Below are 18,637 nucleotides of genomic sequence, written 5' to 3'. Positions count from 1 at the left end.
GCCGCACGCGGCTGCCGCCGGCGCACGCGATGAACGCGACGCTGCCGCGCTGCTGCGTGATCACGCCCGAGCCGGCGTCCGCGTCGGCCGCCGATTGCGCGGCGTTCCTCGACCGGCTGTCGGCCGTGCTCGCGCGCGGCGAGACACTCGTGCAACTGCGCGTGAAATCGCTCGACGCAGCCGCGTTTGCGCGGCTCGCCGGCGCGGCGCTCGCGCGCTGCGGCGCGGCCGGCGCACACCTGATGCTGAACGGCCCGATCGATGCGGCCGGCGTGATGCGGCTCGACGGCGCCGGCTGGCATCTCGACGGCCCCGCGTTGCGCGCCGCCACGCAGCGGCCGTTGCCGGCCGGAAGATGGGTGTCCGCGGCCTGCCACACGCGTGACGACCTGCTGCTGGCCGCGCGCGCCGGCGCGGATTTCGTCACGCTGTCGCCCGTGTTGCCGACGCTCAGCCATCCCGGTGCGCCGACGCTCGGCTGGACGCAGTTCGGCACGCTGGCCGCCGAGGCCGCGATGCCCGTCTTCGCGCTCGGCGGCATGAAACGCTCCCACCTCGACGACGCACGCCGCCACGGCGCGCACGGCATCGCGGGCATTCGCGGGTTCTGGTAGTCCGGGGATTTCCTGCAACGCAACCGGGCGCAGATGCGCCCGGCCGTTCAGACATTACCGCCTCACGTCGTCATGCGTTCAGGTTCGGGCGCCTTCCGCGCCACGCGCCGTCGTCGATGCGACGCGCATCGTGCGTGAGCGCATACCGGTTGACGTCACCCGTCAGCCACGCGACGAGCGAGTACGGCGGCAACTCCCCTTCATCGACCCGGTCGCGCGCACGCGCCGGCGTCTCGAACACGACCCGCCCTCTCGGCGCATCGAACGGCACCGTCTCGGGCGACAGGTTCAACGCGATCGTCAGCGTCTCGTCGTCGGCGAGCCGCCACGACGCAAGCAGCGCGTCGGCATCGCCGTCGCCGTCCGACTTCAGCGCACGCGCATCCTGCGGCCGGCAATCGGACAGCCTCGGCGCGATCAGCTTCGCGCGCACCGCCAGCGCCGACTGCACGAAATGCGCGCGATCGGCGTCGCGCGCGGTTTCGTCGAAGATCAACGGGATCTGCGGCGTGAGCAGCGACAGCGCAAGCGCGGCCAGACCGGCCTCCTGCCCGTGGTCGCCCTGCCCGCTGTCGCGCCACGCGCCGTCGGACAGCACCAGCGACGTCAACGACAGCCCGCTGTCGGCCGCCATGCCCTCGCCCGATCCGGCCGGCTGGAATGCGGCCCCGGCCGCGGTCAGCGCGCGGGCGAGCGTGTGGATCGACTGGTGCGCGGAAATGCCTTCATGAGCCGACGTGTCGCGGCCCGTCAGCCGGTGCAGCGCGCGTTCGCCGCACCCGTTCCACTGCGCATCGAAATGGGTATCGGCAAGATGCGCGGGATGCCGCTCGCTGCCGAGTACGAGATGGATGAGCCGGTCGGCCGGCACCGCCGCGCGCACGCGGTCCGCGATCTCGCGCAGCCACGACACGCCGATCCGGTCGGCTTCGCGCAGGCGCAGACCGTCGCAACGGTACTCGTCGATCCAGTACAGCGCGTTGTCGCAGAAGAAATCGCAGACTTCCGGATGATCGAGCGCGAGCGGCGACGCCTGCAGCGGATCATCGCGTGTATGGAAGAACGGCGCCGCGTAGTGGCGCAGCGCATCGGTGCCGCTGCCGAAGCGCGCGTAGTCGAGTTCCAGCAGCACCGCGAGACCGTAGCCGTGCGCATCGTCGATCAGCGCTTTCAGCGCGTCGGGGCCGCCTTCGGCCGCGAGCGGCGCGAACGGCAGGCTGTCGTGCGGCGACGCGAGCAGCTCCAGCGCGGTCACGCCCAGGCGAGCGAGTTGCGGCAGGCGCCGGCGCACGCCGCCGAAGCCGCCCACCGCGTGCGGGCGAATCGCATAGAGCGAGATGTCTTCCCATGCGCGCCCGCGCCAGAACGTGTTGCGCCACGTGAACGCGCGCGGATCGACGACCTCGCTCGGGCCGTTGAGCCCCTCGGGTTGCGAGCGCGATGCGGGATCGGGAATCGATACCGTATCGTCGAGGCGATAGCGGTAAAGCGCCCCCGCGCCGCAATCGGCAAAGACTTCGAACCAGTGCGTGCCGGCGGCCGTCATCGGAACGAGCAACGGGCCGAAACCGGTATCGAGTTCGAGCTGGACCTGCGTGCTGCCCGGTGCCCACACGCGAAAATGCGTGCGCGGCGTCGCGCAGAGCGCGCCACAGGGCTGTGCGCCGAACGGCAGGCAGTGAATGTAGTGCTGCGCATACGGGTCGTGCGGACAATCGGACATCATGCGCTCCTCGTGCGTACCGAGCGGCATGGCCGCGCCAGCGGCGCGGCACATCGGGGCCCGGCATGCGACGGCCAGGCGGGGGGAGAAACGAGTATGCGCCGGATTCGTCATCGCGATGCAACGTCCCCGGACATTATTAAATGCGAATCGACCCCTGGAAAACCCGCGGCCCGGCAAGCGCCGGCGAGGCAGGTAGCCCGCATACCGGAATGCCTGCTCGCCTTGTTGCACCGGCCGTGCACGCTTACGCTCTGCGCGATGCTCGTGGACACGCCGTCCGCGCCCGACCCGAGGAACCCGTCATGTCGCTTCCCGCCAGCGCCGCCAAATTCGATCCGGCACGCGCACACGAATACGCCGAGCAATCCCGCATCGCACTCGCCGGCTACGATGCCTGCCATGAACTCACCGCGTGCATGCTCGCGTCGGCAATCGCCGCACCCGATGCACGGATCCTCGTCGCGGGTGCGGGCGGCACGGGGCAGGAAATCTGCGTGGCGGCCGCGCTCGAGCCGGGCTGGCGGTTCACGGCCGTCGACCCGTCCGGGCCGATGCTCGCGCTCGCGCGCTCGAACGTCGAGGCCGCGGGCTGCGGCACGCGCACGGCGTTCGTCGAGGACGGTGTCGATGCGTTGCCCGACACGCCCGCGTTCGACGGCGCGACGCTGATCGGCGTGCTGCATCACGTCCCGGGCGACGAAGCGAAGGCGGCGCTGCTGCAGGCGATCGCGCGGCGCCTGAAACCCGGCGCGCCGCTCGTGCTCGCCGGCAATCATCGCCGCTACGCGGACCACCCTCGCCTGCTCGACGCATGGCAGCAGCGCTGGCGCATGAAAGGCGCGACGCCCGACGCGGTGCGCGCGCAACTCGCGAAGATCCTGCAGGGCGCCGATCCGCCCGCGTCCGAGGAAGCCGTGTTCGCCCTGCTGCGCGATGCAGGCTTCGATGCACCGCTGCGCTTTTTCTCGAGCCTGTTCTGGGGCGCGTGGATCGCCGTCCGGCGCGCGTGATGGATCGGGGCGGTCGGCCAGACGCGGTCGGCTAGACGCGGTCGGCTAGACGCGTCGCGCCACGTCGCGCGACGCGTTTCGCTTGTGCGCCACCCGCGCTGGGTATGATGTCGTTCCCGCCCCCACTTCCGGCGTCGACATGCTCACCGTCCATCACCTGAACAACTCGCGCTCGCAGCGCGTGCTCTGGCTGCTCGAAGAACTGGAGGTGCCGTACGAGATCGTGCGCTACGCGCGCGACCCGAAGACGATGCTCGCACCGCCCGAGTTGCGCGCAATCCATCCGCTCGGCAAGTCGCCGGTCGTCACCGACGAGGGCCGCACGTACGCCGAATCGGGCGCGATCATCGAATACCTGGTCGAACGCTACGGCAACGGGCGCCTGGCGCCGCCGCCCGGCACGCCCGAGCGGCACGACTACACGTACTGGCTGCACTACGCGGAAGGATCGGCGATGCCGCCGCTGCTGCTCAAGCTTGTCGCGCTGCGGATCGCGCATGCGCCGATGCCGTTCTTCGCGCGGCCGATCGCGCGCAAGATCGCCGAGACGCTGCAGTCGGGCTTCGTCGATCCGCAGATCGCGCTGCATCTCGGCCATGTCGACGGTGTGCTGCAGCGCACCGGCTGGTTCGTCGGCGACAGCTTCAGCGCGGCCGACATCCAGATGAGCTTTCCGCTCGAGGCCGCGACCGCGCGCGGCGGAGACGGCCGGCATCCCGCGATCGCGCGCTTTCTCGACGCGATCCATGCGCGGCCGGCATACCGGCGCGCACTGGAGCGCGGCGGCCCATACGAGTTTCTCAAATGACGCGGCGCACGACCTCGGCCCGCGTCAGCTCAGCAGGCCGGCTGCCACGTTGATCGACAGCCCGAGCACGGCCATGTTGAAGTAGAACGACAGGATCGACTGCGCGAGCACCGAGCGCCGCGCGGAGCGGCTTGCCAGCGACACGTCGGCCGTCTGCGACGCGACCGCGAGCGTGAACGCGAAATACAGGAAATCCCAGTAATCGGGTTCGGGATTGCGGTCGGGGAAGCGCAGCGCGCGGTCGTTGGATGGCGAGCCGTAATAGAGGCGCGCATAGTGCAGCGTGAAGATCGTCGGGATCAGGAACCACGCGCCGAACAGCGTCGCGCCCGTAATCGCGTAGTGGCTGAGCCCCGCGCTGAAGCCCACGCTCTTGGCGGTCGCGAGTTCGATCGCGATCGCAGCCACGCTCGCCACGGTCGCGAAGCACACGACGGTCAGCACGGTCGTCGCGTTTTCGTCTTCGCGGATCGCGACTTCGCGCACCTTGTGATGATGCGCGGTGACCATGCGCACCCACATCAGCACGAGATACAGCCAGACCGCGCAATCCCAGCCGATCAGCGCCCGCGCGGCCGGACGCAGCGGAAACGGCAGCAGCACCGCGCACAGCACGCCGGCGATGAACGCCGCGACCATGCGCGGCCGGTTGCGTAATACCTGCGGATAGAACGTCATCGTGTGATTCCGAAAGCAGATGGAAAGGGTTCGGCCGACGCGCGGGACGCCCCGCCGCGCCGCACCGGCGGGTAGCGCCCCGATTATCGTCATTCCGTCGTGACGTGGCGATGGGCGCGAGCGCCTAAGATAATGGGATGACTGCCACCGCCCCCCTCTGCCACCATCCCGCGAATACGGCCGGCCGTGACTTCGTCGTCGGCGACCTGCACGGCTGCGTGGATGTGCTGCGCGCGCTGTTGCACGACATCCGCTTCGATCCGGCTCGCGACCGCCTGTTCTCGGTCGGCGACCTCGTCGACCGCGGCCCTGCATCCGAAACCACGCTCGACCTGCTCGACCGCCCGTGGTGCCACGTCGTGCGCGGCAATCACGAGGAAGTGCTGAGCCTCGTGGCGCGCGGCAAGCTGTCGCCCGACGCGTGGCGCGGAATCGGCGGCGACTGGGGCGCCGACCTGCCGGCGGAACGGCTTCACGCGCACGCGGCGCGCGTCGACGCGCTGCCGCTGGTGCGCGTGATCGGCGACGGCCCCGGGCGCTTCAACGTGCTGCATGCGGAATTCTTCGGCTCGGACGCCGATCTCGACACGGGCAGCTATTCGCACGACGTGCGCGAACGGCTGATCTGGGGCCGCGATCTCGTCCAGGGGCTCGCCGATCCGGGGCGGCAGGCCGGGCTGTCGCTGACCTGCACCGGGCACACGCCGGTGCGCACACCGCAGCGGATCGGCGCGCAGTGGTTCATCGACACCGGTGCGTTCGCACCGGCCGGGCGGCTCACGCTCGTCGAGCCGCGCACCGGGCGCACCTGGTCGATGACGCAGGCCGAGGCGCGCGAACGCCACGCGGGCGACTGGCCGCTGCCCTGATGCCCGCGAGCGCCCACTAGCCGACCTGGTTCAGTTCGAACACCGCATCGACGGCCGAGCCGTTCCAGTTGTATTCGAGGTAGGCCGCGTGATGGCAATCGCGCAGCAGCGCGGTGCGGAACGCCGCCAGGCACTCGCCGCGCGGGTCGCGCACCGACGGATAGACGATCCCCGCACCGCCGGCATTGCGCACCGCGCGGCCGAGCGCCTGCCCGGCGCTGTAATCGAGCGGGTGCAGCAACGCCGGATCGCGTTTCGGCCACATGCGCACGTCAGCCACGTCGCCTTGCGCGATTACCGTATAGAGCCGCATCTGCTGGCGCATCGGCGGCTCCTTCGTCGCCGCCAGGAACAGCGCGCTGTGATAACGCGTTTCGGCGATCGCCGTATCGCGCGAGCGCGCGCAGTAGAACACGCCGTAGCTGCCGTCGGAAAAACGGCTGCCCTGCGGATTCAGGTGCGTGAACGCGGCCATGATCGGCCCCCAGCCCAGCCCGTAGCGACGTTCGGCGGGCGGGACGAGGTCGAGCGTGCCGACTTCGTTGCGAATGCGGTCGTTGGTCAGCGATTCGAGCGCGTAAAGCGCGTCGAAATCGTCCGCCGACGCAACGCGGTCGAACAGGTTGATTGCCGGAAAACGGGTGGGGATCACGCGATAGGCAGGCGCCCAGTCGACCGCGGTCGTGGGCCATTGTTGTGCTTGGATCGGCATCGTCACGCCCAGCCACCTCGCATCGCGTCGAGATATTGGCGGACGGCGACCAGATCGCCGACGTTGCCGGCGAGCATCCGGTCGAGTGCGCGCTTGCCGCCGAACGGCGCCGCGTCGTTGGGCCGCTTGACCCACGCATCGGCCGCGGCCGGCTGCGGCAGCAGGATCTGCAACGCCTTGTAGATGCCGAGCAGCAGCGATAGCCGCTCGAGCGTATCGCGCGGCAGCCGCGCCGATTCCGGCGCGGCCTTCCACTTGAAGAACGTCGAACGGCCGGGCGACCCGAGCAGCACGATCTGTTCGTCGATCGTCAGCTCCCAGTCGCGTGCGATGTTGAAAAACGCACGCAGGCCGGCCGCCGACATCTGCGCGACCGAGGCCTGCGGCGGGGAGGAATGCGATTCGTAGGCGGGCTGTGACATGATCGTTAGTCTCGAAACGAATTTACTAACAAGATTAGTCCATTTTCGTATTTTTGCAAGGGTCGGCACCCGGCGACCGATTCACGCATCCGGAAAACGATATTTTTTGTCCATTCTGGACTCTGATTTTATTTTCTGCGTTAATGGCCGTGCGGACACCGCGCGCAGATGCGGCTCGGGTCCGTGAAACCGTGTCGCACAGAACCGGAAGCACCCCGCCAAGGAACGCACCATGAAGAGACTGATTGCCGCTGTTTCGATCGCCCTGCTCGCGGTATCCGCAGGCCCCGCCGTCGCGAAGGACTGGACCACCATCCGCTTCGGCACCGACGCCAGCTACGCGCCGTTCGAGTCGAAGGCGCCCGACGGCAAGCTCGTCGGCTTCGACATCGACCTCGGCAACGAGATCTGCGCGCGCCTGAAGGCGAAGTGCGTGTGGCTCGAGAACGATTTCGACGGGATGATTCCGGCGCTGAAGGCGAAGAAGTTCGACGCGGTGCTGTCGTCGATGTCGATCACGCCGCAGCGTGCGCAGCAGATCGGCTTCACGACGAAGATCTACAACCAGCCGACGCGGCTCGTCGTGAAGAAGGGCTCGCCGCTGCTGCCGACGGCCGAATCGCTGAAGGGCAAATCGATCGGCGTCGAGCAGGGCACGACGCAGGAAACGTACGCAAAGGCGTACTGGGGCAAGCAAGGCGCGAACGTCGTGTCGTACCAGAACCAGGACGGCGTGTACGCGGACCTGACCTCGGGCCGCCTCGACGCGGCGCTGCAGGATGAAGTACAGGCCGCGATCGGGTTTCTGAAATCGTCGCGCGGCGCGAACTACACGTTCGTCGGCCCGGAGCTCGTCGACGAGAAGGTGCTCGGCATCGGCGCCGGCATCGGGCTGCGCAAGGAAGACACCGACCTGAAGGCGAAGATCGACGGCGCAATCCTCGACATGGTCAAGGACGGCACCTACAAGCGGCTCGCGTCGAAGTACTTCGACTTCGACATCTACGGCGGCTGAAACGGCGTCGCGCGCGTACGGGCGCCACTCCCGTCGCGCGCGTCCGACCGCCCCTCCCCTCACCACCGGACGGCAACGGCGTGACGCCGTTTGCCGTCGCATCGAATGCATCATCCGTCGCGCGCGCGGCAAGACCCTCGCGCCTCATTCGGATTGCAGATCAATCGTTCGCGGCGACGATGCCCGGCGCGAACGGATATCGTGCGGCTTCGGTCAATAGGCGAAGACCGGGCGTCGAGGTACCGGCGCCCGAGCGCACATGCCCTTGCGAATCGGGTTCGCGTGCAGGAAAGTACCGACCCGGCGCGGATGACCGGCAATCAGCCGGATCCGCCTCGCACCGGGCGCGGAGAGATGGCCTGTCGATGCATGCCGGCCGGCCGAGAGAACGACATGCGACCGGCGATGCTCCACATCACTGCGATCGCGGCCTGCCGGCCGCGGCGTGTGGCGATCGATCATTTTTCTACCCCGTATCAGTCTGATGGTTGTTCCGGCAACCGGACGAGGCCGGTGCCCCGACGATCAGGCGACGACGCTCCGTGCTCGCCGGAGCGCGGCTGTTGCGCCGCGCTCCGCCGCCGCATCCCCGCGGACCGTGTCCTGGCCGGTACTGACAGGGTTCGCTGCCGAACCGGACGGACCGTGCATCGTCGACCTTCGCACGCCCACTTTCGCAAGGAGCGGGCCAGCTTCGCGCGAGCCTGTCCGGACAAGCGGCCAGCCGGGCAGCGTGGCGGCCGGAACGGGTGCCGAATGCGGGAAGTTACGAAACTGAAACACGCGGCGCGCGGCACGCGCGGGCCCCGTGGCGGCCCTGGCTTGCCGGATAAGGCTGAACAATGAAGCACGGCATTTTTACCGATGGACGGCCGGCCGTTCACGCCGATTCACCACGCAAATTCGCATGGCCGCCGACGCGAAATGTTTCATGCGCTTTACATGCCGCGGGCAGCACGCGGGCCGCGGGTTGCCCGCGCGCCCCATCCGCCGGTACCGGGCCGGCCGGGTGCACGGCTATACTGCGAAACCGGCGTGCGTCGTGTTCGCATCGGCGCCTCCGGCCGGCGGATGCCGTACCGCACGACGACGCCACACACGCCGCCCCACCGCCCGAACGATCGCCCCGCCGATGATCCGTACCCTCTATATCGCCGAACGCGCCAGACTGATTCGCTTCGGTGTGTCGGGCCTCGGTTCGACCGCGCTGCATGCGTTGATCGCGGCCGCGATGTTCGCGCTGTTCGACGCGACGCCCGTGACCGCGAACGCGGTCGCGTTCGCCTGCTCGACCGCGTTCTCGTATCTCGCCAACACGCTGTGGAGTTTTTCGTCGCCCGTGACGTGGGGCAACTTCATGCGCTTTCTCGCCGTCGCGATGGTCGGCCTCGCCGTGACGATGCTGCTTGCGCACGGCACCGTAACGCTCGGGCTGACACGCGCGTGGAGCGTCGTCGCGGTCGTGCTGTGCGTGCCGCCCGTCACGTTCGTGCTGCACCGGCTCTGGACCTATCGCTGAACCGGCTCACGCGTCGCGCGTGCGCCGGTTCAGCCGACCCGCTGATGCCCCGCGTCGCCGGACGGCGCGCCGTCGTGCCCGCCGTTGTCGCCGTTGTTGTCGTGATCGTTCAGCCCGTGCTCGATCATCATCCGGTAGAGCGTCACGCGCGAAATGCCGAGTTCGGCAGCGGCCTTGTTGATGCGGTGATCGTTGCGCAGCAGCGCATTCTCGATCGCGGTGCGCTCGGCGAGCGCCCGCGCCTGTTCGAGCGTCACGGGTTCGGTTTCGCCCGGCGTATCGAGCCCGAGATCGTGCGGCGTCAGCAGCCGGCTCTCGGCCATCACGATCGCGCGCCGCACGCGGTTGATCAGCTCGCGCACGTTGCCGGGCCACTCGTAGCGCCGCATCGCGTCGAGCGCGGCCGACGTGAAGCCGCTAATCTTGCGGCCGCTATCGGCCTTGTACTTCTGCAGCACGTAGTGCGCGAGGATGTCGATGTCCTTGCCGCGCGCGCGCAGCGGCGGCTCGTGGATGCGCAGCACGCACAGGCGGTGATACAGGTCGGCGCGAAAGCGCCCGGCCTCGACCGCGCCGTCGAGATCCACGTGGGTGGCCGAGATGATCCGTACGTTGACCGGAATCGATTCCTGCCCGCCGAGCCGCTCGATCTTCCCTTCCTGCAGGAAGCGCAGCAGGCTCGCCTGGCTTTCGACCGGCATGTCGCCGATTTCGTCGAGAAACAGCGTGCCGCCGTTCGCCGATTCGATCCGGCCCGCGCGACGCTGGTTCGCGCCGGTGAACGCGCCGCGCTCGTATCCGAACAGTTCCGACTGCAGCAGGTGATGCGGAATCGCGCCGCAATTGATCGCGATGAATGGCCCCTTGCCGCGGCCGGAACGCTCGTGAATCGCGAGCGCCGTCAGCTCCTTGCCGGTGCCCGACTCACCCGAGATGAACACGCTCGCGTCCGTCTTCGCGACCTTGCGGATCGTGCTGAACAGCTGCTGCATCGCCTCGCAGTTGCCGATCATCCCGTGTTCGCCGATCGACGCCGCGTAGGCCGCGCCATCGACGCGATCGAGCGCGGCCATCCCGCGCGCGTGGCCGAGCACGTGCGAAATCCACTCGTACGGCAACGGAAGGGTCACGTAGTCGAAGCAGTAGCTGCGGATCAGCTCGCGCACGGCCGGGCCGATCGTGACACCGGCCTGGGCGATGGAAATCCAGCCGATCGACGGCTGGCTCAGGCACGCCTTCAGCGCGGGATACTCGCGCGACGTGAACCCGGAGAAATCGACCAGCCCGGCCGCGACGCTCACGCCGGACGTCATGTTCTGCGCGGCGCCGGCTGTCTTCGCGACGGAGATTTCCCAGCCCAGCCCGCGCAGTTGCGCAAGCAACGGCTCGTCGGGCGAACGCATGATCACGAACAGCTTGCGTCCATCCTCGGGCGCGGTGACGGACACATGCGTCATCTCGGGCACCGTGTGCCCGTTTGCGTCAGGTGACCTAGCAACCATCGTTGTTCCCCGCTTGGCATTGGTATCGCGCGCCCGGCTCGCCGCCGCGTGCGACGAACCTCGATCGAACCGACATATTGGCCGCATTTCCGTCCGAATAAAATCCCCCCGTGCATGAATCGCGCGTGAGGTGGACAGCGTCATCAACGGTATATCGATGTGGCCGGCGCGCGACTAGATGGGTGTTATCCCGGTGGCGTGCGCGGCGCGGGCGGTCCACGGGTGGCCGCGCGACGCGCAAAGCCGCGCCGGTGCTGGCGCACGGAGTTCGCGGGCGATGCGGCACCGACAGGATCGGCCCGGCCGCGCATGCGTGCGCGGCCGGTCGACCGGCCGCCGGAATGCCCGCCCGGCCGGTTCGAATTGATTTCGGTCAATCGTCAGAGGAAGCCGGCTGATGCGGGAACGCAACATGCTCGGCCCGATGCCGCGCACGCCGGCGCAGCGGAGGGGTCAACGGCCCGATGCGAGCGGCGCAGGCGCGTTCGCACGGCCACGGCCGGCCGGCGTGCCGCCGTGTTCGCCGTAGGCGGCGGCAAGCGCGTCGACGCGCGCGAGATGGTGATGATTGTCGTGATCCCACGGATGGAAGCCCGGCCGGAAGAAGCTCAGCCATTCGCCTGCGATGCGCGGGAACAGCCCGCGGCGCGGCCCGTACAGGAACGCGATCATCCGCAGCATGCCGCGCACGTGATGGCCGGCGCCGCGATCGCGCCACAGCAGCGTCGCGTGCATCAGGAACACGGTCGGCCAGAACGTCAGCGTCGTCAGCAGATACACGCCGATGCGGATCAGGTAACGACGCAGCCCCGGCGCCATCACGGTGTTCCACACGTCGAACGACACGGCCTTGTGCTCGGTTTCCTCGAGCGCGTGCCAGATCCACATCTGACGGTAGCCCTCGACCGAGCCTTCCAGGCGCGTCGGGTCGCGCAGCAGCCAGTCGGCGAGCATCGCCGTGTAGTGCTCCGCCGCGACCGTGTGCGCGAGCTGCACCGAATGCGGCAGCTTGCGCTTCATGTAGCCGAGCACCGCCCACACGCGCTTGTCGAGCTTGCGCGCGGGCAGGTGGTTCGCCTGCATCAGCTCGTTGTACTCGACGTGCTCGCGCGTGTGCATCGCCTCCTGGCCGATGAAGCCGAGCACCTGCTGCTTCAGTACGGGATCGTCGATCCGGTCGCGATAGTTGCGCACCGAATCCATGAAGAAGCGCTCGCCGGCCGGGAACAGCAGCGACAGCGCGTTGAAGAAATGGGTCACGTGCGACCCGAGGCCATGCCAGTCCTTCGCGCGTTCGACCGGCAGGTCGAAGCGCAGGTCGCGGCGCACCGGCATGATCCCGGCTGCGGTGGCGGAAGCGGCTGACTTCATGTTCATCGTTCTCCTGGTTCCGGAGCGGCCCGGCGCGTCGTCCGACGCGGCCGGCGCGGGCCCGGGCGGCGCATCGCGCACCGCCAAAATCTTGACATCGACAGCTGTAAAGATAGGCCGCCCGCGGCGGCGCGAGCAAGCCGCGCGGTAGATGCGCGCTTCCAAACAGGGCATGGTCGAAAAGGCGGAAAAAACGGCGTTCGAACGGCGTCCGGACACGGCGGAATTCGAACGCACGTGACCGCACGCGAGCCATTCGCGGCAGTCGGCACCGCATCGCAGCGGTGGCCCGGAAGCCCCGCGTGGCGGGCATTTCACGGAATCCGGCAACCCGGCGCGGCATGCGGCCGAGCACCCCGGTAGCACCGATTCATACGCGCGTCGCACTCGCGCGGTGCAACCTCGGTCGCGGGGCGGGCCGGAAATTCAAACGCGCGTTCCATTTGCGTTCCGCGCGATCGCGGCCGCGACGGCCCGCCGCCGTCCGCGATACGCGTGCGACCCGCCGAAAGCCATGAGCGGCGGCCCGCAGCGCGCTCGCCTACAATAGCGGTTTTACCCATCCTTTTTCAGGAGAAGTCATGTCTGTCATCACGACCGAATCGGGCCTCAAATACGAAGACCTGACCGAAGGCACCGGCGACGTAGCGCAAGCCGGCCAGACCGTCAGCGTCCACTACACGGGCTGGCTGACCGACGGTCAGAAATTCGATTCGAGCAAGGATCGCAACGACCCGTTCGCGTTCGTGCTCGGCGGCGGCATGGTCATCAAGGGCTGGGACGAAGGCGTGCAGGGCATGAAGGTCGGCGGCGTGCGTCGCCTGACGATCCCGCCGCAACTCGGTTACGGCCCGCGCGGCGCAGGCGGCGTGATTCCGCCGAATGCGACGCTCGTGTTCGAAGTCGAACTGCTCGCCATCTGACACGGCACACGAGCCCCCGGCTGACGCCCCGCCCCATGGCACACCTTCCGTCCCCCACCGTCGAGCTGCAACGCTACGACGCGCTCGAAGCGTCGGACGTGCACGACTTTCACCAGATCGTGCTCGGCATCGACGGCGCGATGGTGATGGCGGTGAACGGCGTCAGCCAGCGTCTCGACCGGCACCGCGCCTGGCTGGTTCCAGCCGGCGCGCGCCACGATTACGCGGGCCTCGGCGAGAATCGCCAGCTCGTGCTCAATCTTCCCCTCGCGTCACTCGCGGTGCCGCAGCGGCTGTTCGACAGCGCGCGCGCCGTGGCAATCGATCCGGCCCTGACGTCACTGGTCGCGCAGATCGCGGCGGCGGCCGCGCAATTCGAAGCGCCTGCCGCCGACGCGCCGCACGCGGCCGCGCACCGTTTCCAGTGGCAGGCCGCCGCCCGGCTGTGCGGCGCACTGCTCGACGAACGCGACATCCCCGCGCCCGCATCGGGCCTCGATTTCGCGCGCATCGACCGCTGGCTGCGCGCGCGGCTCGCCGAGCCGCTGCGCATCGCCGATCTCGCCGCGCACTGCGGCTACGGGATGCGCCGCTTTCATCAACTGTTCGTCGATGCGTTCGGCGAAACGCCGCATCGCTACCTGCAGCGGCTCAGGCTCGACGCGGCCGTGATCCTGCTCGCGGATGGCCGGTATCCGCTCGTCGATATCGCCGGGATGGTCGGCTTCGCGGATCAAAGCACGTTTACGCATGCGTTCACGAAGCGCTTCGGCGTTGCGCCGGGTCGCTGGCGCGGCGAGCGCCATTGAACGCAGCCTGGGTTCCGCGCTGAGCGCGCGTCGACACGGGTCGTAGCGGCACGGTCGGACACACGGCGCTCACGTCGGCCCGCGCGCAACATTCTTCGCTCCTTCTTCGCTCCTTCTTCGCTCCTTCTTCGCTCCTTCTTCGTCCCTGCTTCGTCCCTGCTTCGTTCCTGCTTCGTCCCTGCTTCGTCCCCGCTTCGCCCCTGCTTCGTCCCGCTCGCCGCCCGGCTCCTTCGTCCCCGGCGCTTCGACGCTTCACGTCCCGCTGAAACATCGCCGGCCGGCCGCGCCCTACGATTGGCGCATGGACACGACCATCCCCTCTCCCGCCTTCCCGCCCGCGCTCGCCCGCGTCGTCGCGACCGTCAGCACCGGTTTCGTCGTCACGCAGCTCGACGTGACGATCGTCAACATCGCGCTCGCGCATCTCGCCGGCGACCTGCGCTTGCCCGTCGCCGGCCTGCAGTGGGTCGTCGATGCGTACACGCTCGCGTTCGCGGTACTGATGCTGTCGGGCGGCGCGCTCGGCGACCGCTTCGGCCCGCGCCGCCTGTACATCGCCGGCCTCGTGCTGTTCGCGCTCGCGTCGCTCGCATGCGGCGCCGCGAGCGCGCCCGCGATGCTGATCGCGGCGCGCGCACTGCAAGGCGTCGGCGCCGCGGCGATGCTGCCCAATTCGCTTGCGCTGCTCAACGACGCGTGCCGGCACGACCCGCGCCTGCGCGCGCGGGCCGTCGGCTGGTGGACGGCGGCCGGGTCGATTTCGATCGCGGCCGGCCCGGTCGTCGGTGGCCTGCTGATCGCGGCGTGGGGCTGGCGCGGCATCTTCCTCGTGAACCTGCCGCTGTGTGCAGCCGGGCTGGCGGCCGCCTTTGCATGGATACCTGCGTGCCGTGCGGCGGCAACGCCGGCCGCGCCATCCCGCTCCGTCCGCGCACTCGACCTGCGCGGCCAGTTCATCGCGATCGCGATGCTGACCGCGTTGACCGGCGCCGTGATCGAATGGCGTCCGCTCGGCTTCACGCATCCGGTCGTCGCCGGCGGTTTCGCGCTGGCGGCGCTCGCCGCGCTCGCATTCGTCGCGGTGGAAACGCGGACGGCCACGCCGATGCTGCCGCTGTCGCTGTTCCGCCATCGCACGTTCAGCGCGGCCGTGCTGTTCGGGATCTGCGTGAACCTCACGTACTACGGCACCGTGTTCGTGCTCGCGCTGTACCTGCAGCGCGCACGCGGCGAATCGGCGTTGCAGGCCGGCCTCACGTTCCTGCCGCTGACGGGCGGCTTCCTGCTGTCGAACCTCGCGAGCGGCCGCGTCGTGGCGCGTCACGGCCCGCGCGCGCCGATGCTGGCGGGCGCGCTCGTCGCCGCGCTCGGCTACGGATCGCTGCACTTCATCGACGCGTCGACGCCGCTGGCCATCCTGCTCGTGCCGTTCCTGCTGATTCCGTCGGGCATGGGTTTCGCGGTGCCGGCGATGACGACCGCCGTGCTCGCGTCGGTCGCGCCCGAACGGGCCGGCATCGCGTCGGCCGTGCTGAATACCGCGCGGCAGGCCGGCGGCGCGATGGGCGTGGCCGCGTTCGGCGCACTCGCCAGCGGCGGCGGCGCGGCGCAGGTCGTGGACGGGTTGCGGATCGAAACGGCCGTGTCGGTCGCGCTGCTGGTCGCCGCCGCACTGCTCGCGACGCTGGTGCGGCCCGATGCGCATCGCGGCGCATCGTCAGTGCGTCAGGCCGTGCCGGTGGCCGATTGAACGGCTGCGGTCATGCGTCGCCGGGGTCCCGCTGGATCAGGTGACGCCACGGAAACACGTTGTCCTTGAAGTGACTCACGTAACCGCCGCTGCCGGCCTGGATCACCATGAACGACAGCCGCGGATGCAGCGCCTGCAGCGCTTCGAGCGCCTCCCGGTCGAGACAGGTGTTTCTCAGCATTAGCGTGCGGAGCCGCTGGCCGGCGCGACTCTTCAGCAAGCGCTCGTAGGCGTCGAACGACGTCACGCTGCCGGCGGCGCGCTCGCGTTTCCACGTCGAATGCAAGGCGGTCGACTCGGAGAAATCGAGCCAGCCGAGCGACGGCAGGTTGTCGCAGTCCGCCAGATGGTCGATGAACTGCTGCGTGTCGTCTCCGCCGCCGATGCGCAGCCGCTCGAGATGCGCAAGCGGCACATCGAAGAAGCGCGCATCGGGCGCGTTCGGCACCGTCAGCTCGGCGAGAAACGGCGCCTTCGCGGCAAAGCGGGCAATCTCGCCGCCCTCCTGCATGATCAGGTCGCGACGCACGATCATCGACTGGTTGTGATCGGCCGGCTCGGTCGGCCGCACATACAGCGAGCGCAGCATCGGGAAGCGCGCATCCGAATCGAGCAGCGGCCCGAAATCCCATTCGCGCGTGCCGTTCGCCCCTTCGTCGATGCCGCTGAACGCGAGGTCGGTCACGAGATCCGCGACGTCCCGCAACGCCAGACACTGCAGCGTCCAGTCGAACGGTTCCTCCCAGGCGCCGCCGAAGTACCGGACGTGCAACCCCGCCCGCATCGGCGCGACGGTGACATGGTTGAAATCGGTCTGCCACAGCGGCTCCGCGGGATCGGCATGGTCGCGCCCGTCCTCGGCGCCCTCGCGCTCGCAGAAGTCGTGAATGCGCCGCTGCAGGTCGAGCAACAGCCGATAAGCGGCGGAATCCAGCGGATGGGACATGGCGATGCAGTTCCGGTCGGCGACGATCGCGACAGTCTATCCGACCGTGCAGCCGTCGCGCACGACGCTCATCGCCGCCGTGCGCCCGTTTCGTCGCCGACCTTCTTCACGACCGTCTCGCCCGCCTTCACCGGCCGGCCGTCGTCGTGGCGCAGCGCGAGCTTGCGGATCGCGCGCCCCGTCTGGCGGTCGACCAGCACCGAATGCGGCTCGCCTCGCGCGAACAGGTTCGCCTCGCCCCACTGCCGCAGCATCACGATCACCGGGAACAGCCCTTCGCCCTTCCTGGTCAGCACGTACTCCTGATACGCGCTGCCGTCCGACGCCGGCACGACGTCGAACACGCCCGCATCCACGAGCATCCTGAGCCGGTCGGACAGGATGTTGCTCGCGACGCCGAGGCTCGCGCGGAAATCGCCGAACCGGCGCACCCCGTCGAACGCATCGCGCACGATCAGCAATGCCCAGCGATCGCCGACGATATCGGTCGCCCGTGCCACCGGGCACGGCGAATCCGCAAGACTTTTCTGCCTGGCCATATGCCTCTCCGCAATCGCGCCGGCCGCCTTCGCGGCAACGCCGGCCATCCGTGCACGGACGTCTCGCCCGCCGCACAACAGGTTGCATTTTAAAACCACTTTTCCTACACTCACACCAGTTTCAATTTGCAACTACTTTGCGCGAGGAAATCCATGGCGTCTTCCTGTCGTTCCGGCACCGTTGCATCGAACGCATCCGCGCCTGCCGCGCATCCGGCCGCGGTCGGCACCCTGTCCACGGCGCGCGTGGCATCGCTGGCCGTCTGCTGCGCGGCCAGTGTCGCGAATGTCTACTACGCGCAGCCGCTGCTCGATTCGATCGCGCGGGATTTCGGCGTGTCGCAGGCGGCCGTCGGCGGCGTCATCACCGCGACGCAGCTCGGCTGTGCGCTCGCGCTGCTGTTCGTCGTGCCCCTCGGCGACCTGCTGAACCGCAAGCGCCTGATCGCCGTGCAGCTTCTGCTGCTGACGGCGGCCTGCATCGGCGTCGCCGCATCGTCGACGCGCATCGCGCTGCTGGCAGGGATGGTCGCGGTCGGGCTGCTCGGCACCGCGATGACACAAGGGCTGATCGCCTGCTCGGCCGCGCTCGCGGGCGCCGGCGAACGCGGGCGCGTGGTGGGTGCCGCGCAAGGCGGTGTCGTGGTCGGGTTGCTGGCCGCACGCTCGCTGGCCGGCGTCGTCACCGACATCGCGGGCTGGCGGGCCGTCTATCTGGTATCCGGCGCGCTCGCGATCGCCATGCTCGTCGTGCTGTCGCGACTGTTGCCGGACGAGAACGGGCCGCGCGAGCGCATCGGCTACGCGGCGCTGCTGCGATCGATGGTGTCGCTGCTGCGCGACGAACGCGTGCTGCGCGTGCGCGGCGCGATCGCGCTGCTGATGTTCGCGGCATTCAGCATCTTCTGGAGCGCGCTGGTGCTGCCGCTGAGCGCGCCGCCGCACGCGATGTCGCATACGCAGATCGGCGCCTTCGGCCTCGTCGGCGCACTGGGCGCGGCGGCCGCCGCCCGCGCGGGCCGGCTCGCGGATCGCGGGCGCGGCGAAGCGACGACCGGCGCCGCGCTCGCGCTGCTCGCGTGCTCGTGGCTGCCGCTCGCGTTCGGCGATTCGTCGATTGCATGGCTGGTGGTCGGCATCGTGCTGCTCGACGTCGGCGGGCAGGCCGTCCACGTCGTCAACCAGAGCATGATCCTCGGCACGCGGCCCGATGCGCATGCGCGCCTCGTCGGCTGCTACATGCTGTTCTATTCGGCCGGCAGCGGGCTCGGCGCGATTGCATCGACGATGATGTATGCGCGCGCCGGATGGGCGGGCGTCTGCGTGCTCGGCGCGGTCGTGAGCGTGGCGGCGCTCGGCGTCTGGGCCGCGACGCTCAGGCGCGCGTGACGCGTGCCGGTGTCGCGCATCGGATGGGAGGGATC

Annotated in this window: 18 protein-coding genes; 10 read left to right on the top strand and 8 right to left on the bottom strand. The window is 69.1% G+C overall.

The genetic code is table 11. The annotated features are described in order from the left end of the window. Positions 1-29: 29 nt before the first annotated feature. Positions 30-614, top strand: a complete 585-nt coding sequence (locus tag ABIC51_RS16975) for a thiamine phosphate synthase (RefSeq protein ID WP_175898095.1) — start codon at positions 30-32, stop codon at positions 612-614. 70 nt (positions 615-684) lie between these two features. Here ABIC51_RS16975 and ABIC51_RS16970 read toward each other — a convergent pair whose 3' ends face one another. Then, the gene (locus ABIC51_RS16970; RefSeq protein ID WP_175757522.1) at positions 685-2,337 is read right to left on the bottom strand and encodes a DUF3459 domain-containing protein; all 1,653 of its coding nucleotides are present in this window, start codon (positions 2,335-2,337) and stop codon (positions 685-687) included. A 305-nt stretch (positions 2,338-2,642) separates the two neighbouring features. On the opposite strand from ABIC51_RS16970, the gene ABIC51_RS16965 reads away from it, so the two are divergent. Together ABIC51_RS16965 and ABIC51_RS16960 are read left to right on the top strand one after the other, a co-directional pair. After that, positions 2,643-3,350: a class I SAM-dependent methyltransferase gene (locus ABIC51_RS16965; RefSeq protein ID WP_060357550.1), complete on the top strand. Its 708-nt coding sequence runs from the start codon at positions 2,643-2,645 to the stop codon at positions 3,348-3,350. Between the two features lie 139 nt (positions 3,351-3,489). Further along, positions 3,490-4,158 carry a glutathione S-transferase gene (locus ABIC51_RS16960; RefSeq protein WP_175854994.1) on the top strand — a complete coding sequence of 223 codons (669 nt, stop codon included), beginning with the start codon at positions 3,490-3,492 and terminating at the stop codon, positions 4,156-4,158. 24 nt (positions 4,159-4,182) lie between these two features. On the opposite strand, the gene ABIC51_RS16955 is transcribed toward ABIC51_RS16960, so the two are convergent. After that, positions 4,183-4,836, bottom strand: a complete 654-nt coding sequence (locus ABIC51_RS16955; RefSeq protein WP_027791048.1) for a DUF1345 domain-containing protein — start codon at positions 4,834-4,836, stop codon at positions 4,183-4,185. Positions 4,837-4,973: 137 nt separating this feature from the next. On the opposite strand from ABIC51_RS16955, the gene ABIC51_RS16950 reads away from it, so the two are divergent. After that, positions 4,974-5,705 carry a metallophosphoesterase gene (locus ABIC51_RS16950; RefSeq protein WP_060207981.1) on the top strand — a complete coding sequence of 244 codons (732 nt, stop codon included), beginning with the start codon at positions 4,974-4,976 and terminating at the stop codon, positions 5,703-5,705. A gap of 16 nt (positions 5,706-5,721) precedes the next feature. Here the strand turns inward: ABIC51_RS16950 and ABIC51_RS16945 are convergent, their stop codons facing one another. After that, positions 5,722-6,417, bottom strand: a complete 696-nt coding sequence (locus ABIC51_RS16945; RefSeq protein ID WP_027791046.1) for an RES family NAD+ phosphorylase — start codon at positions 6,415-6,417, stop codon at positions 5,722-5,724. A 2-nt stretch (positions 6,418-6,419) separates the two neighbouring features. Then, entirely contained in the window at positions 6,420-6,839 is a 420-nt protein-coding gene (locus ABIC51_RS16940) for an MbcA/ParS/Xre antitoxin family protein (RefSeq protein WP_027791045.1), read from the bottom strand. 232 nt (positions 6,840-7,071) lie between these two features. On the opposite strand from ABIC51_RS16940, the gene ABIC51_RS16935 reads away from it, so the two are divergent. Continuing rightward, positions 7,072-7,854: an ABC transporter substrate-binding protein gene (locus ABIC51_RS16935; RefSeq protein WP_021156310.1), complete on the top strand. Its 783-nt coding sequence runs from the start codon at positions 7,072-7,074 to the stop codon at positions 7,852-7,854. A gap of 1,132 nt (positions 7,855-8,986) precedes the next feature. Then, the gene (locus ABIC51_RS16930) at positions 8,987-9,373 is read left to right on the top strand and encodes a GtrA family protein (RefSeq protein ID WP_146252594.1); all 387 of its coding nucleotides are present in this window, start codon (positions 8,987-8,989) and stop codon (positions 9,371-9,373) included. A gap of 29 nt (positions 9,374-9,402) precedes the next feature. Here ABIC51_RS16930 and ABIC51_RS16925 read toward each other — a convergent pair whose 3' ends face one another. Continuing rightward, positions 9,403-10,875 carry a sigma-54 dependent transcriptional regulator gene (locus tag ABIC51_RS16925; protein ID WP_175898096.1) on the bottom strand — a complete coding sequence of 491 codons (1,473 nt, stop codon included), beginning with the start codon at positions 10,873-10,875 and terminating at the stop codon, positions 9,403-9,405. Between the two features lie 453 nt (positions 10,876-11,328). Beyond that, entirely contained in the window at positions 11,329-12,246 is a 918-nt protein-coding gene (locus tag ABIC51_RS16920) for a metal-dependent hydrolase (protein WP_060173227.1), read from the bottom strand. A gap of 581 nt (positions 12,247-12,827) precedes the next feature. Here ABIC51_RS16920 and ABIC51_RS16915 point away from each other — a divergent pair. From ABIC51_RS16915 to ABIC51_RS16905, 3 genes are all read left to right on the top strand, one after another. Next, on the top strand, positions 12,828-13,169 hold the full coding sequence (locus ABIC51_RS16915; RefSeq protein ID WP_027791040.1) for an FKBP-type peptidyl-prolyl cis-trans isomerase: 342 nt from the start codon (positions 12,828-12,830) through the stop codon (positions 13,167-13,169). A 35-nt stretch (positions 13,170-13,204) separates the two neighbouring features. After that, positions 13,205-13,978 (top strand): AraC family transcriptional regulator, encoded by a 774-nt coding sequence (locus ABIC51_RS16910; protein ID WP_027791039.1) that lies wholly within the window; start codon positions 13,205-13,207, stop codon positions 13,976-13,978. A 301-nt stretch (positions 13,979-14,279) separates the two neighbouring features. Next, on the top strand, positions 14,280-15,728 hold the full coding sequence (locus ABIC51_RS16905) for an MFS transporter (RefSeq protein WP_226128854.1): 1,449 nt from the start codon (positions 14,280-14,282) through the stop codon (positions 15,726-15,728). A 10-nt stretch (positions 15,729-15,738) separates the two neighbouring features. Here the strand turns inward: ABIC51_RS16905 and ABIC51_RS16900 are convergent, their stop codons facing one another. Together ABIC51_RS16900 and ABIC51_RS16895 are read right to left on the bottom strand one after the other, a co-directional pair. After that, on the bottom strand, positions 15,739-16,674 hold the full coding sequence (locus ABIC51_RS16900) for a hypothetical protein (protein ID WP_175898098.1): 936 nt from the start codon (positions 16,672-16,674) through the stop codon (positions 15,739-15,741). A gap of 68 nt (positions 16,675-16,742) precedes the next feature. Then, positions 16,743-17,213, bottom strand: a complete 471-nt coding sequence (locus tag ABIC51_RS16895; protein WP_027791036.1) for a winged helix-turn-helix transcriptional regulator — start codon at positions 17,211-17,213, stop codon at positions 16,743-16,745. A 153-nt stretch (positions 17,214-17,366) separates the two neighbouring features. On the opposite strand from ABIC51_RS16895, the gene ABIC51_RS16890 reads away from it, so the two are divergent. After that, the gene (locus tag ABIC51_RS16890; protein WP_175898099.1) at positions 17,367-18,602 is read left to right on the top strand and encodes an MFS transporter; all 1,236 of its coding nucleotides are present in this window, start codon (positions 17,367-17,369) and stop codon (positions 18,600-18,602) included. Positions 18,603-18,637 lie beyond the last annotated feature (35 nt).

The organism is Burkholderia sp. 572 (assembly GCF_040545135.1).
Classification (GTDB): domain Bacteria; phylum Pseudomonadota; class Gammaproteobacteria; order Burkholderiales; family Burkholderiaceae; genus Burkholderia; species Burkholderia cepacia.
Note: the sequence above shows the minus strand (reverse complement) of the source record. Positions and strands in the feature narration are given on the sequence as shown.